The following is a 14091-nucleotide window of genomic DNA, read 5'->3' on the forward strand; positions in this document are numbered from 1 at the left end:
GATAGATAAGCGCTAAAACTTATATTGGATTTAGATCAATAATCAGGTTGAAGATGGCGCATCCAAACCTTGAGGACCCTCACCATGCTGCCTAGCCTGTACATCTCACATGGCTCTCCGATGTTGGCACTGGAACCCGGTGAAAGTGGCCCGGCCTTGAAGCGCCTCGCCGCGCAATTAGCAAAGCCCAAGGCCATCGTGCTGCTTTCGGCCCACTGGGAAAGCGCCGACCTGCGGGTTGCCAGCCACCCTGCGCCAGAGACCTGGCATGACTTTGGTGGCTTCCCACGTGAGCTGTACGCCGTGCAATACCCAGCGCCGGGCGATCCCGCGCTGGCTGCACGGATCGTGCAACTGCTGGCCACACACGGCTTGCCCGCGCAACTGGATGCCAAACGCCCTTTCGACCATGGCGCCTGGGTGCCGTTGTCATTGATGTACCCGGCAGCCGACATTCCTGTGGTGCAGGTGTCGCTGCCCAGCCAAATGGGCCCTGCGGGCTTGAATGAAGTGGGCCAGGCGCTGGCAAGTTTGCGCAGTGAAGGCATTTTGATCATTGGTTCAGGCAGCATCACCCACAACCTGCGCGAGCTGGACTGGCAGGCGGGCCCGGAAAGCGTCGAGCCGTGGGCCAAAGCGTTTCGTGACTGGATGATTGAAAAGCTCGCCGCCGACGACGGAGCTGCTTTGCACCAGTACCGGCAACAGGCGCCGTTCGCCGCCAAAAACCACCCAAGCGATGAACACCTGTTGCCGCTGTACTTTGCCCGGGGCGCGGGCGGCCCGTTCAGCATTGCGCATCAGGGCTGGACCCTGGGTGCGCTGGGGATGGATATTTACCGGTTTGGATAATCATGCGCCAAACCTCTGTGGGAGCGGGCTTGCTCGCGATGCAAACAACTCGGTACATCAGTTGCACCTGGTCGATCCAATCGCGAGCAAGCCCGCTCCCACTCCCCTGATCGAGGGATCAATCGGACCTTAAACCGCAGGCAAAAAAAATCCCCGAACCAGTCGGGGATTTTTTTAGTGATCAATCACAGCACGCTGTGATTAATCTTCGCGGTAGCGACGCAGCTTCAACTGCTTGCCAGCGACACGAGTGTCTTTAAGCTTGGCCAGCAGTTTTTCCAGGCCTTCTTCCGGCAGTTCTACCAGGCTGAAGCTATCACGCACTTGAATGCGACCGATGGCTTCACGTGCCAGGCCACCCTCGTTGAGGATAGCGCCCAGCAGGTTCTTGGCAGCGATACCATCACGCGCACCCAGCGCGGTACGGCAACGAGCACGGCCTTCAGCCAATGGAGCCGGAGCACGACGCTCGCGATCACCACGGTCTGGACGGTCGCCACTGCGCTCGGACGAACGCTCACGTGGAGCACTGTTCGGCACCAGTGGGCGCTCACGCTCGATAGCTGCCAGGGTCAGAGCCTGACCATTGGTGGCTTTGCGCAACAGAGCAGCGGCCAGAGCACGTGGGCTGCAACCGATATCGGCAGTCAGACGATCCAGCAGGTCGCCGTGAGTCGATTCAGCATCAGCAACCAGTGGCGCCAGGCTGTTGGTCAGTTTCTTGATGCGGGCATCAAGCACTGCCTGAGCATCCGGCAGGCGGACCTCAGCAACCTTTTGACCGGTTACACGCTCGATCACTTGCAGCATGCGGCGCTCACGTGGAGTCACCAGCAACAGTGCACGACCTTCGCGACCGGCACGGCCAGTACGGCCGATACGGTGAACGTAGGACTCTGGATCGTAAGGCATGTCAACGTTGAACACGTGGGTGATACGTGGAACGTCAAGACCACGAGCGGCTACGTCGGTCGCCACAACGATGTCCAGACGGCCATCTTTGAGGGAGTCGATAACGCGCTCACGCTGGTTCTGGGCAATGTCACCGTTCAGCGCAGCGGCTTTGTAGCCTTTGGCTTCCAGGGCGCTGGCCAGGTCCAGAGTGGCTTGCTTGGTACGCACGAACATGATCAGGGCGTCGAAGTCTTCAACTTCCAGCAGGCTCAATACAGCCGAGGTCTTCTGGTCAGCGTGAACCAACAGGTGAGCCTGTTCGATCGCGGTAACGGTCTGAGTCTTGGTCTGGATTTTAACGTGCTGCGGGTCACGCAGGTGACGCTCGGCAATGGCACGGATCGACTGCGGCAAGGTAGCCGAGAACAATACGGTCTGACGGGTAGCAGGCAAAGCCTTGAAGATCACCTCAAGGTCATCCATGAAGCCCAGCTTGAGCATTTCGTCAGCTTCGTCGAGAACCAGGTGGTTCACGGTCGCCAATACTTTTTCGTCGCGACGCAGGTGGTCGCACAGACGGCCCGGAGTGGCAACAACGATCTGTGCGCCATTACGGATTGCTTTCAGTTGTGGGCCCATGGGCGCGCCGCCGTAAACGGCCACAACGTTAACGCTAGGCATTTGCTTGGCGTAGGTTTCGAAAGCGGTTGCTACTTGCAGCGCCAACTCACGGGTTGGCGCCAGGATCAGGGCTTGCGGTTCGCGCTTTGCAGGATCGATGCGATTGAGGATAGGCAGGGCAAAGGCGGCGGTTTTACCCGTACCGGTTTGCGCCTGACCAATCATGTCGTGACCGGCCAAAATGATCGGGATCGATTGCTGCTGAATAGCCGAAGGCTCTTCGTAGCCAGTCGCGATGACGGCTGCAAGAATGTTCGGGTTAAGATCAAAAGCGGCGAAGCCGCCGGTTTCCTGGGTCATGGGTCTGCCTCTAAGTGCATCCGCAAAGACCCATGCTCCAAAGCTGCGCATGCCGTGTAAGACTACAAGAGTCGCCCTGGCTGCTTTGTCGGCGGGGATTTGCGAAAACGTTAAATGAATGGAGCGTTCAGGGTAGTCCGCGAAACGGACGAGCAGCCGAAGCGTACTTCGGGAAGTGCAACACCTAAACGTGGCCCGGCTAAAGGCCGGCGCGCACTATACCGGATTTATCACAAAAAAAAAGCGCTTTTTTAACAGTCGATCGTCTGCAAGCCTCTGTAGACCGGGCTTTTGCGATAATTTGGGCTTCGCAAAACGGGGCGTGGCCCGGCATTTACGGGCCTGTCGCTAAAACGATTCACTATGGCGCTTCAGGTCGCAGGGCGAATGGCTTTGATCAACGCTTCGAGCGAATAACCCAAACGCGGCGCCAGCGCCTGTGCACGAGCGGTCAGTGCGCCGATGTCCAGCGCCTGATCCAGATCGCCGGGCACCAGCAAGATGACGTTGCCCTCTTTGACCGGCAGCTCCCAGTAGTGACGGTGGAACAAGCCCCGCAACAAGGCGGCGCCCAGCGGTTTGCCGTCGTCGGTGGCCCACTGGTTAATCACCAGCCAGCCGTTGGGCTGGAGTTTTTTCTGGCAGCTCTCCAGGAAGGTCCAGGCCAAATGACCAGGCGCCGGCCCCAGGTCGTTGTAAAGGTCGACGAAAATCAGGTCGGCGGGCTCGGCGCTGGGCAAGAGCTCCACCGCGTCGCCAATGCGAATGTACAGCCGCGGGTCGTCGTCCAGCCCCAGGTGCTCAATGGCCAGGCGCGGTACATCCGGGCGCAGTTCAATGGCTTCGACGTCTTCCAGGGGCAAGAACTTGAGGCAGGCCTGAGTCAGCGTCCCGGCACCCAAACCCAGAAACAGGGCGCTCTCGGGCGCCTCATGGCACAAGGCACCGATCAGCATGGCGCGGGTGTAGTCGTATTCCAGCCAGCTGGGGTCCGTGGTGAACACGCAGCTTTGCTCGATCGCATCGCCAAATTCGAGGAAGCGGTAGTCTTCCACTTCAAACACTCGAATCATGCCGAAGTCATCATGGACTTCAGCGAGCAGGCGCTCTATGCGCTCCTCAGACATTGCCTCTCCTCGCCGCGCCCGGCACACACGGCCAGCGCGCTAAAAACCACCACTCGATGCCGAGCGCAAAGGCACGATTGTCGGCCATTGCAACGCAACAGGTCACGCACTAATTGCTGCTAACATGCGCCATCCCCTTTCGACACTAGAGTCTGCGATGAGCCAACCCTGGAGCCCTGACAGCTGGCGCGCCCTGCCGATCCAGCAACAACCCCACTACCCTGACGCGGCCCACTTGTTGCGGGTCGAGCAAAGCCTGGCGAGTTACCCGCCACTGGTGTTTGCCGGAGAAGCCCGCGAACTGCGCCGTCAGTTTGCCGAGGTCACCCAAGGTCGGGCGTTTCTGTTGCAGGGCGGCGATTGCGCTGAAAGTTTTGCAGAGTTTTCGGCGGCCAAGATTCGCGACACCTTTAAGGTGCTGCTGCAAATGGCCATTGTCATGACGTTCGCGGCAGGCTGCCCGGTGGTCAAGGTCGGGCGCATGGCGGGCCAGTTCGCCAAGCCGCGCTCGGCCAACGATGAAACCATCAATGGCGTCACGTTGCCGGCGTATCGCGGCGACATCGTCAACGGTATCGGTTTCGACGAAAAAAGCCGCGTGCCCGATCCAGAGCGCCTGTTGCAGTCGTATCACCAGTCCACCGCAACCCTGAACCTGCTGCGCGCCTTTGCCCAGGGCGGTTTTGCCGACCTGCACCAGGTGCACAAGTGGAACCTGGACTTTATCGCCAACTCGGCGCTGGCAGAAAAGTACAGCCAACTGGCCGACCGCATCGACGAAACCCTGGCCTTCATGCGCGCCTGCGGCATGGACAGCTCGCCGCAACTGCGTGAAACCAGCTTCTTCACCGCCCATGAAGCGCTGTTGCTGAACTACGAAGAAGCCTTTGTGCGCCGCGACAGCCTGACCAACGATTACTACGATTGCTCGGCACACATGCTGTGGATTGGCGACCGTACCCGCCAGCTGGACGGTGCCCACGTCGAGTTTTTGCGCGGCGTGAATAACCCGATCGGGGTCAAGGTCGGCCCGACCATGAACACCGAGGAATTGATCCGCCTGATCGACATCCTCAACCCCGACAACGATCCGGGCCGTCTTAACCTGATCGTGCGCATGGGCGCCAACAAGGTCGGCGACCATTTGCCGCAACTGATCCGCGCCGTTGAAGGCGAAGGCAAAAAGGTGCTGTGGAGTTGCGACCCGATGCACGCCAACACCATCAAGGCCAGCAGCGGCTACAAGACCCGCGACTTCGCGCAGATCCTCGGCGAAGTGAAGCAGTTCTTCCAGGTGCACGAAGCCGAAGGCAGCTACGCCGGCGGGATTCACATCGAAATGACCGGGCAGAACGTCACCGAGTGCATTGGCGGCGCCAATCCGATCACCGAAGACAGCCTGTCAGACCGCTATCACACTCACTGCGATCCACGCATGAACGCCGATCAGTCGCTGGAACTGGCGTTCCTGATTGCCGAAACGTTGAAGCAGGTTAAGCGCTAAAAACCGTACGAGGGAGGTTGTTCGCGATGCAGACGACTCTATTTTTCAGCTAAATCGAGTGGATGACATCGCGAGCAAGCCCGCTCCCACAAGGCCCTGCTCTAACTCACTTCTTCAACGGATCATCCCAAAACGGGCGATAGCTTTCGGTTTCGATGTCTGCCCGGCTCAAGCCCAAATCCTTGAGCCCCGCATCACTGATTCGCCGCAGCGCCGCCCGCTCGCGAGACAGTTCATACCAACGCGCAATGCGCGCCATCCATGCATTTTCTTTTAGACCTTTCATCACCTGAACCTCCTGGGGGATGGCTCAAGTCTCTGCCCAGGCATAAGATCAATCCAACGAATGTTTCTTATGCGACCCATCTGCGAGATTGATGAATGGCCGGTTTTCCGAGTATCGACACTGACTTGCTGCGCACTTTCGCTGCGATTGCCGATCACGGTGGCTTTACTCGCGCCGCAGAGGCGGTCAATCGCACGCAATCGGCGGTGAGCATGCAAATGAAGCGCCTGGAAGAGGACGTGCTGCACTGCACGCTGTTCCAGCGCGATGGCCGTACGGTCAGCCTCACACCCGAAGGTCAGGTGCTGCTGGGGTATGCGCGGCGCATCCTCAAGCTGCACAGTGAAGTGTTCAATACGCTGAGCCTGCCAAAAATGGTTGGCACCGTGAAAATCGGCTCGCCGGACGATTACGTCATGCGTTTTTTACCCGGCATCCTGTCGCGCTTTGCCCAGGACTATCCGCTGATCAACGTCGAGGTGCACTGCGAGCCGTCTGTGCTGCTGTTACAGCGCAATGATCTGGACCTGACCATTGTGACCCGCGAGCCCGGCACGGAGACCGGGCAGATTCTGCGTCAGGAGCGCTTTGTGTGGATGGTCGCCGAGAGCTTCGCCCCCCACGAACGCACGCCCATGCCGCTGGCTATGTTCAATACCGACTGTTTTTGCAGCACTTGGGCGTGCAATGCTCTGGACCAAGCGCAGCGCGAGTACCGGATTGCCTACACCAGCGCCAGCCTGTCGGCGATCAATGCAGTGGTGAGCACCGGGCTGGCGGTGACGGCCCAGTTGCAAAGCCTGCTGCCAGCGGACTTGCGCATCATTGGCGAGGCAGAAAACCTGCCCCAGTTGCCGTCTGCCAGCATCGTGCTGCTGCGCAAACACAACAGCGCGGCCTCGCCGATTATTGAGTGCTTTGCCGAGTACATCGTCGAAGGCTTTAAGCTTTAATCGCCAGCAACGCCGCACACAGAAGCAAAAAGGCGCAGTACATTCCCCGCAGCATGCGCTCTGGCAGCGCATGCGCCAGCTTGACGCCCCAACTGATGCTCAGCAGACCGCCGATGGCCATGGGGATGCCCATCAGCCAGCTCACTTCGTCGTGTACCGCGTACGTCAGCAATGTGACCGCCGTGCTGGGCGCCGCCAGCGCCAGCGACAAACCTTGGGCCATCACTTGCGTGGTGCCAAACACACTGGTGAGCACCGGGGCCGCGACCACCGCGCCGCCGACCCCAAACAGCCCGCCCGTGGTGCCTGCCAGCGCGCCGAGCACCCCGTACCAGGGCCAGCCATAGCGCGAACCGGCCACCGGTTGCGCGGGCGAGCTATAGAGCTTGATCAGGTTGTACAGGGTGATGCACAGCAAAAAGACGATAAAGCCCCAGCGAATCAGCCGCGCATCGACGCCAACCGCAAGCATTGCGCCCAGCCAGGCAAAACAAAAACTCATCAACACCAGCGGCAATGCCTGGCGCAGGTCAATTTTGTTGCGTTGGTTGTAGCGGTACAGCGCCAGAAACACGTTAGGAACCGACATCACCAGCGCGGTGCCCTGGGCAATTTGCTGGTCCAGACCAAACCACAAACCCAACACCGGGATCGCGATCAAGCCGCCACCGATCCCGAACAACCCGCCCAGCGCCCCCAGGGCAAGGCCCAAGGCTGTGTACATTGCAAAATCTATAAACATCACCGCCCCTCAATCAGAGCGGCCATGCTAACCAGTCGCTGACAGGGGGCAAAGCTTAAAACCGCACCTTAAGCGTAATTTCATGAATAAAAAAACCCGACGTTAAAGTCGGGTTTTTTATCGTGCGGTTTACGCCAGAATTACTTGGCGCGGCCCTTGTAGGAACCACCTTCACGGGTATCGATCTCGATCATGTCGCCGATTTCGATAAAGTCAGCAACGCTCAGCTCGGTGCCGTTTTTCAGTTTGGCAGGCTTCATCACCTTGCCCGAAGTGTCGCCGCGAGCGGAACCTTCGGTGTAGTCAACCTGACGCACGATAGTGGTCGGCAGCTCTACGGAAACCAGACGCTCTTCGAAGAATACGGCTTCGCAAACGTCGGTCATGCCTTCTTCAACGAATGGCAGAACGGCTTCGATGTCTTCAGCGTTCAGCTCGTACATGGTGTAGTCAGTGGTGTCCATGAACGTGTAGGTGTCGCCGCTGATGAAGGACAGGGTCGCTTCTTTGCGATCCAGGATCACGTCATCCAGCTTGTCGTCAGCGCTGTATACGGTTTCAGTCTTGTAACCAGTCAGCAGGTTCTTCAGCTTGGTCTTCATGATTGCGCTGTTACGACCAGACTTGGTGAACTCAGCTTTCTGAACCAGCCAAGGGTCGTTGTCGATACGAATCACTGTACCGGGTTTAAGCTCTTTACCAGTTTTCATTACGAGTATCCGAATTTGGATTGAGATTTACAAAAATCTAGGCCGCGTATCATATCCAATTTCTATAAAACAGTACTAGCGCTTGCGCAAGATCAGCCTGCAATGACTGCTCCAGACACCATTTGTCGGCGTGTTCGGAGATTTCTGACCAGTGTTCCTGCACGCCATTCCAGCTCGGCGCCATGTCTGAGCCGGCATTCCAGGCATGCCACAGACCGGTAAAGGCTTGCGCGGCAGCGGGCGACAGGCCTTTGATGTACAGCGCCAGAAACGCATTGAGTTTGATCCAGTGCGCGTCTTCTTCCTGCTCGTAGATGTGCCACAGCAGCGGGCGCCCTGCCCATTGCGCGCGGACAAACGAGTCTTCGCCGCGCACCGCGTTGAAATCACAGCTCCATAACAGGCGGTCGTAATCTTGCTGTCGGACGAACGGCAACGCCTGCACGGTCAATGACCCGCTCTGCTCGACACGCCCCAGCGCCAACTCCTCGATTGCAAGCCAACGCAACAGATCGCCCATGATCCGCCCTTGCGGCACGAGCAGGTGAATGGCCGTCGCCCCCGACGCCATGGCGTCCAGCCAACTGGCCAGCCCGGTGTTTTCGTAGGCAAACAGAGAGATCAGACGAGCGTTGTCCGCCGCCACAACGCCCAGGCTGTGCAAAAAAGCCTTCTTGGCGTGCGGGTCTTGCTCAAAAGCACGGCGTCGGGCCAGCAAGTCAGCTTCGCGCAACAAGCCGCCCGTCCCGGCTTCAAAGCCCGGAAAGAAGAACGTGCGCTTCAAGCCATCCGGTCGCAAGGACGCCAGACCGTGGCAGCCGCTGACCCAGTCTTCAGCACTCAGATATTCGAGGTTGAGCCATAGCACCGGGGTTTGCCGGGCTTTTATGGCCTGTAGATAGTCGTCGGGCAAGGTGCAGGCGAAGGCCTCGATCACTACGTCAGCGGCTTCCACCGGCTGCCAGTCCTTGGGCCACAGGCGCACGTCAACGCCCTGCTGCCACTGCTGGGCAGCGCTGGCATCGGCCTCAGGGCACAGCGGCACAAAGGCCTGCAAATCATCGACCCACAGCCGCACCGGCACCTGATGCTCAGCCACCAGTTGTCGGGCCAAACGCCAGGTCACACCAATGTCGCCGTAGTTATCGACCACACTGCAAAAAATATCCCAGGAGGCTTTCATTCCGGGCTCCACCAGTTAAAGGGCTGATTGTCTGCGCAAATCAGCGTGTACAGAAGGCTTGGGCCAAGGCGACAATCGCCGCTCGTTTCCCTTCAAGCCGCCTTTATGAACAAGACCGCCGTGTACCAGCAGATGCTGGAAAAACTCGCCATCGACCTCGACGTGCTCCAGCGGGCGGCGCAAACCGCTTATGAAGCCGCGACCCACGAAGAAAACATCGCCGAAAACAAATACGACACCCTCGGCCTTGAAGCCTCGTACCTGGCCACCGGCCAGGCGCGCCGGGTTGAGGAAATCCGTCAGGCACTGAAACACTGCCAGGCCATGACCTTGGCGCCGTTTGATCCCGCTCACGGGGTTCAGTTGGGCGCGCTGGTCAAGCTGGAAGCTGACAACGGCAGTGAACAGTGGCTGTTCCTGGCCCCGGACGCGGCCGGACTCAAGCTTGCCCATGAAGGCCAGAGCGTGACCGTGATCACCCCGCGTGCACCGCTGGGCGCGGCCTTGATCGGCAAGCAGGTGGACGATGAGGTGCAGATCAAGGTCGGCGGTGCAGCACAGGGGTTTATTGTCTGCGAGGTTGATTAGCGCATGCGTATTACTTGGCGGCCATCAGGCGGTTGACTTCACTGCGCACCATGTTGGCGTATTCAGGCGGCGACATGGCGTCCAGCTCTGAACGGACCCATTCTGCCCATTTGCCCTTGCGTTTGGCGCGCTCGCCAAACAGGCGGGCTGCATCGCCTTTGGCTTTGCCCAAGTTGCTTTGCCACAGTTCGTACAGACGGGACTTTTCATCCTCAAGCGCAGCACGCTCGGCGAGTGACTTATTGGCGAGGTTGAAGCTCATGAGATTTTCCTGCTGCGTAAATTAGGCGACATCTTACACCCTCAAAAGAAGTGTCTCAGCCTGGATTTTTACTACGCTCACACCTCGGTTTCACAATGCGTTGAAAAATCGATGCAACTTTTTAGCATTGGGTTGACTCCATTAGTCATCACCCCATTCACCTGCAAGGAGTACCGCAATGGCTCGAAAAAATGCCGTACAAGCCGCTGAAGATCAGATCAAGGATCAGGCATTCAGCGAGCTTCAAGAATTGATCGCCGAATCTGACAAGCTGCTCAAGGACAGCGCGTCGCTGGTAGGCGAAGAAGGCGAAACCCTGCGTGCACAGGTTGGCCTCAAGCTCAAGCAAGCCCTGGACTCGGTCAGCAACGTGCGTGAGCGCAGCAAGCCGGTGGTCGATGCCACCGAGAACTATATCGGTGGCCACCCATGGCAAACCGTAGCGATCTCGGCCGGTGTCGGCCTGGTGGTCGGCCTGCTGCTGGGCCGCCGCAACTGATCCAGCGCTAGCACGGTTACCAAAGCCCCGCGTTGTCATGACGCGGGGCTTTGTCGTTTAAAAATCAAAATTCTCGACATATTCAGTGACATCTCGCGCAGGCATTCCGGATACTTCACGCCATTCCACTCTTGCCAAAGAGACAGTCAATGTCCGAATCACCTGCTGCCACTAAACCTTTAAGCACTGCCCTGATCCTCCTGATGGCGGTTGCCACCGGCCTTGCGGTCGCCAGCAACTACTACGCCCAACCGCTGCTGCACACCATCGCCCAAGAGCTCGGCCTGAGCATGGAAAGCGCTGGCACCGTGGTGATCACGGCGCAATTGAGTTACGGCGCGGGCCTGTTTTTGCTGGTGCCGCTGGGCGACCTGTTTGAACAGCGCCGCCTGATCGTCACCATGACCGTGCTCAGCGCGGCCGGCCTGTTGCTCAGTGCCTTTGCGCCGTCATTGACCTGGCTGCTGATTGGCACGGCGGTCACCGGGATGTTTTCGGTGTCGGCGCAAGTGCTGGTACCGATGGCAGCCAGCCTCACCGACCCGCAAAGCCGTGGCCGTGTAGTCGGCACGCTGATGAGCGGCTTGCTGCTGGGCATTCTGCTGGCGCGTACTGTGGCCGGGGCGCTGTCCTCGGCCGGTGACTGGCGCAGCATTTACCTGCTGGCCGCAGGGTTGATGTTTATCAGCGCTATTTCGCTGTTTTTCGCTTTGCCCAACCACCACCACAGCGCAGGCCTGAGCTACCCGAAACTGCTGGGGTCGGTGTTCAAGCTGTTTGTCGAAGAACCGGTGCTGCGCCTGCGTTCCGTACTCGGCCTGCTGACGTTCTCGCTGTTCGCCTTGTTCTGGACACCACTGGCGTTTCTGCTGGCCGTACCGCCTTACAACTACTCCGACGGCGTGATTGGCCTGTTTGGCCTGGCGGGCGCGGTGGGTGCCGTGGCGGCCAACTGGGCCGGGCGCATGGCCGATCGGGGCCGCGGGCAAATGGCGACCACCGTGGGCTTGCTGGTACTGCTGGCCTGCTGGCTGCCGATGGCGTTTGCCGGTCACTCGCTGATCGCCCTGCTGATTGGCGTGCTGGCGCTGGATTTTGCCGTGCAACTGGTGCACGTGAGCAATCAGAACGCGGTGTTCCAAGTCCGCCCTGCGGCCCGTAATCGACTGAACGCCGGCTACATCACCTGCTACTTCATCGGCGGCGCATTGGGCTCGTTGATCGGCGCACAAACCTATCCGGTGTATGGCTGGGACGGCATTGTGGTGGTCGGCGCCGTGATCTCGACCCTGGCGCTGGCCATCTGGGGCTTTATGCTGCAGCGCGAAAGCAAGCTGCAGCCTGTGGGCTAATGGCGCTTTTCATCAGGGGGTGAAGTCGCTAGCATGCGAAAAACGCCCTGACGACGGTCTGCCCCGCAGACCGTCCTAACGATCCGAGACGCCATATGATCCCAAAAGAATCCCGTAACGAACTGGCCCTGGATACCTTTATCAAGGCGCACCCGCATCTGCTGGAAGAAATGAAAGAGCTGAGCGCCGAGGACCGCCAGCAACAAATCTTGTGGGCCTTTGAAGACGAAGCCGAAAGCCGTGGCCTTGATGCCTGGGAACTGGCGCTGGAACTGATCGCCCGCAGCCCCGAAGAACTCAAAGCCATGCGCCTTGAAGTGCATCAGGAAGTGGCCGAAGCCCTGGAGATGAGCTGGGAAGAGTACTGCGGTTTCAACGACATCGCGGTCTGACCTGAGCTGACGTAGCGGTGCCAAACCCACCGCTACGCCATTGACGCTCTCACTCCGGCAATACCGCGCCATCGCCTTTGTGGTGCGCCGAGACCAGCCTTTTAGCCATGTCCAAGTGCATTTGCAACTTGGGCAGATACTTCTCGGCAAACGCCTGAAGCTCAGGTGACGCCGGGTCATCAATCTGCTGTTTATACAGCTCGATCGCCTCCTCGCTGGCCTTGACCTGATTGGCCGCATACGCGGCATCAAAGGAATCGCCTTCCTGCACCTGCAGCATCAATTTTTTGGCTTTGCTGAGGATTTCTTCTTGATCAGCGACCTTCAAGCCCTGCTTTTGCGCGATGTCTTTTAAATCGCGATTGGCATCGGTGTAGTCCTTGATCACCTCAACCGCGTAACTGCCGACGTCGGTTGAAGACGATTTACTGATCGCCATGCGGCTGGTTTCAATCGCCGCAATGCCTGCCGCAGACGACTCGTCGACAAAATCTGCCGGGCTTGCAGCGACCGCGCTGCCGATCACAAACAGGGCGTAGGCCAAGGCACATCCAGCCATAAAGCGTTTAGGGGCCATCAGGGGTTTCATTGCGTCCTCCAGTAAAAGGCAGGTTTATGTCCTGCACAGAATCTGAAGGCCCATGACGGCAAAGGTTTAGATGAGATGTGATTTTCTGACGAGTGGGGCCGCTTATCGCCGCCCGTGACAACGGCTACAATCCGCCACAGAAATATGAAACCTCCTACATAACAATAAGCCCGCCCTACCCTTCTGGCGTAGAAGGCCGGTGCGGAGCAAAGCGTCATGCGTCAATTGCCGTCGCTCAACACGCTGCGCGTCTTTGAAGAAGTCGCGCGCCATCGCAGTTTCAGCCAGGCGGCGTTAAGCCTTAACGTCACCCAAGGGGCTGTCAGCCGACAAATCAAACAACTTGAAGACTACTTGGGTGTCGCGCTTTTCGTGCGCACACCACAAGGGTTGTCGCTGACCGAAACCGGCGTGAGGTTGTCGCCGCAGTTGGCCGAGGCGTTCGATCACATGGAGCGCGCCTTGCAGGCCGTGCGCGTGCCCAATCTGCGCCAGCGCCTGCGTATTGTCGTGCCGCCCACTTGGGGCACGCGCTGGTTGTCGGCGCACTTGCGCGCGTTCTGCGAACGTTACCCGGACATCAGCCTGAGCGTGACCAACACCAGCGCTCACGACAGCCTGGGGGAAGTGGACTGCATCATCCATTGGGGTCTGGAAGCGGACAGCCATTGCAGCAGCCAGTTGCTGGTGATGGAGCGCCACATTGCCGTCGCCAGCCCGGAACTGTTCGTCAACGGCCAGCCGCCGGATGTGCGCACCCTGCCCTTGCTGCACATCCTGCACGACGGCAAACGCTTGAAGGTCTGGGAGAACTGGCTGGCCGCCATGGGCCGTGACGACGTCGATGCAGCCCGCGGGCTGGAGTTCAGCACGCTGGACCAAGTGATCCACACCGCAGTTGCCGGGGGCGGACTGGCTGTGATCGACCGCCAGATGATCGAAAAAGAATTGGCCAACGCCAGCCTGCTGCCGATCACCCCCGTGGAGGTCATCGGCCCGTATGGCTATTGGCTGAACGTGGCGCATGACAAACAAGGGTTGTCGAAAGTGCGGCTGTTTACGGAATGGCTGGGGTTGGTGAGTAACCCCTAAAACAGGGATGCCTGACACGTGTAGGAGCGCGGGTTGGGGCCGGGTTTTTTTTGTTTTAAAAAAAACCACCAGCACCCGCCGACCG

At 59.0% G+C, this 14091-nt stretch carries 16 protein-coding genes; 8 read left to right on the forward strand and 8 right to left on the reverse strand.

Going from position 1 to position 14091, the window contains the following annotated elements:
* Nucleotides 1-84: 84 nt before the first annotated feature.
* Complete coding sequence (locus tag QMX84_RS05785) at nt 85-852, forward strand: class III extradiol ring-cleavage dioxygenase (RefSeq protein ID WP_282363386.1); 768 nt, start codon at nt 85-87, stop codon at nt 850-852.
* 201 nt (nt 853-1053) lie between these two features.
* Here QMX84_RS05785 and QMX84_RS05790 read toward each other — a convergent pair whose 3' ends face one another.
* Together QMX84_RS05790 and QMX84_RS05795 are read right to left on the reverse strand one after the other, a co-directional pair.
* Nucleotides 1054-2727: a DEAD/DEAH box helicase gene (locus QMX84_RS05790; protein WP_153334201.1), complete on the reverse strand. Its 1674-nt coding sequence runs from the start codon at nt 2725-2727 to the stop codon at nt 1054-1056.
* 371 nt (nt 2728-3098) lie between these two features.
* A complete protein-coding gene (locus QMX84_RS05795) occupies nt 3099-3854 on the reverse strand; it encodes a spermidine synthase (RefSeq protein ID WP_153334199.1) in 756 nt (251 codons plus the stop codon).
* Nucleotides 3855-4011: 157 nt separating this feature from the next.
* On the opposite strand from QMX84_RS05795, the gene QMX84_RS05800 reads away from it, so the two are divergent.
* The gene (locus QMX84_RS05800) at nt 4012-5358 is read left to right on the forward strand and encodes a 3-deoxy-7-phosphoheptulonate synthase class II (protein WP_048368744.1); all 1347 of its coding nucleotides are present in this window, start codon (nt 4012-4014) and stop codon (nt 5356-5358) included.
* Nucleotides 5359-5464: 106 nt separating this feature from the next.
* Here the strand turns inward: QMX84_RS05800 and QMX84_RS05805 are convergent, their stop codons facing one another.
* Entirely contained in the window at nt 5465-5644 is a 180-nt protein-coding gene (locus QMX84_RS05805) for a DUF1127 domain-containing protein (RefSeq protein ID WP_282363387.1), read from the reverse strand.
* Between the two features lie 95 nt (nt 5645-5739).
* Here QMX84_RS05805 and QMX84_RS05810 point away from each other — a divergent pair, with 95 nt between their 5' ends.
* Complete coding sequence (locus QMX84_RS05810) at nt 5740-6597, forward strand: LysR family transcriptional regulator (protein WP_282363388.1); 858 nt, start codon at nt 5740-5742, stop codon at nt 6595-6597.
* On the opposite strand, the gene QMX84_RS05815 is transcribed toward QMX84_RS05810, so the two are convergent.
* The 3 genes from QMX84_RS05815 to earP form a co-directional block, all read right to left on the reverse strand.
* Complete coding sequence (locus QMX84_RS05815; protein ID WP_048368747.1) at nt 6587-7339, reverse strand: sulfite exporter TauE/SafE family protein; 753 nt, start codon at nt 7337-7339, stop codon at nt 6587-6589. The genes QMX84_RS05810 and QMX84_RS05815 overlap by 11 nt on opposite strands.
* A 140-nt stretch (nt 7340-7479) precedes the next feature.
* Complete coding sequence (locus tag QMX84_RS05820) at nt 7480-8049, reverse strand: elongation factor P (protein ID WP_048368748.1); 570 nt, start codon at nt 8047-8049, stop codon at nt 7480-7482.
* Between the two features lie 49 nt (nt 8050-8098).
* The gene (earP, locus tag QMX84_RS05825; RefSeq protein WP_282363389.1) at nt 8099-9232 is read right to left on the reverse strand and encodes an elongation factor P maturation arginine rhamnosyltransferase EarP; all 1134 of its coding nucleotides are present in this window, start codon (nt 9230-9232) and stop codon (nt 8099-8101) included.
* 105 nt (nt 9233-9337) lie between these two features.
* Here earP and QMX84_RS05830 point away from each other — a divergent pair, with 105 nt between their 5' ends.
* Entirely contained in the window at nt 9338-9820 is a 483-nt protein-coding gene (locus QMX84_RS05830) for a GreA/GreB family elongation factor (RefSeq protein WP_153372236.1), read from the forward strand.
* A gap of 10 nt (nt 9821-9830) precedes the next feature.
* Here QMX84_RS05830 and QMX84_RS05835 read toward each other — a convergent pair whose 3' ends face one another.
* On the reverse strand, nt 9831-10082 hold the full coding sequence (locus QMX84_RS05835) for a hypothetical protein (protein ID WP_048368751.1): 252 nt from the start codon (nt 10080-10082) through the stop codon (nt 9831-9833).
* A 178-nt stretch (nt 10083-10260) separates the two neighbouring features.
* On the opposite strand from QMX84_RS05835, the gene QMX84_RS05840 reads away from it, so the two are divergent.
* From QMX84_RS05840 to QMX84_RS05850, 3 genes are all read left to right on the forward strand, one after another.
* A complete protein-coding gene (locus QMX84_RS05840; RefSeq protein ID WP_048368752.1) occupies nt 10261-10581 on the forward strand; it encodes a DUF883 family protein in 321 nt (106 codons plus the stop codon).
* A 149-nt stretch (nt 10582-10730) separates the two neighbouring features.
* Nucleotides 10731-11933 (forward strand): MFS transporter, encoded by a 1203-nt coding sequence (locus tag QMX84_RS05845; protein WP_048368753.1) that lies wholly within the window; start codon nt 10731-10733, stop codon nt 11931-11933.
* 95 nt (nt 11934-12028) lie between these two features.
* The gene (locus QMX84_RS05850; RefSeq protein ID WP_262126486.1) at nt 12029-12325 is read left to right on the forward strand and encodes a DUF6388 family protein; all 297 of its coding nucleotides are present in this window, start codon (nt 12029-12031) and stop codon (nt 12323-12325) included.
* A 49-nt stretch (nt 12326-12374) separates the two neighbouring features.
* On the opposite strand, the gene QMX84_RS05855 is transcribed toward QMX84_RS05850, so the two are convergent.
* Complete coding sequence (locus QMX84_RS05855) at nt 12375-12914, reverse strand: DUF4142 domain-containing protein (protein WP_153335585.1); 540 nt, start codon at nt 12912-12914, stop codon at nt 12375-12377.
* Nucleotides 12915-13130: 216 nt separating this feature from the next.
* Between QMX84_RS05855 and QMX84_RS05860 the strand changes: the two genes are divergently transcribed.
* Nucleotides 13131-14006: a LysR substrate-binding domain-containing protein gene (locus tag QMX84_RS05860; RefSeq protein ID WP_048368756.1), complete on the forward strand. Its 876-nt coding sequence runs from the start codon at nt 13131-13133 to the stop codon at nt 14004-14006.
* Nucleotides 14007-14091 lie beyond the last annotated feature (85 nt).

Source organism: Pseudomonas sp. PS01297 (assembly GCF_029959305.1).
GTDB classification, from domain to species: Bacteria; Pseudomonadota; Gammaproteobacteria; order Pseudomonadales; family Pseudomonadaceae; genus Aquipseudomonas; species Aquipseudomonas helleri.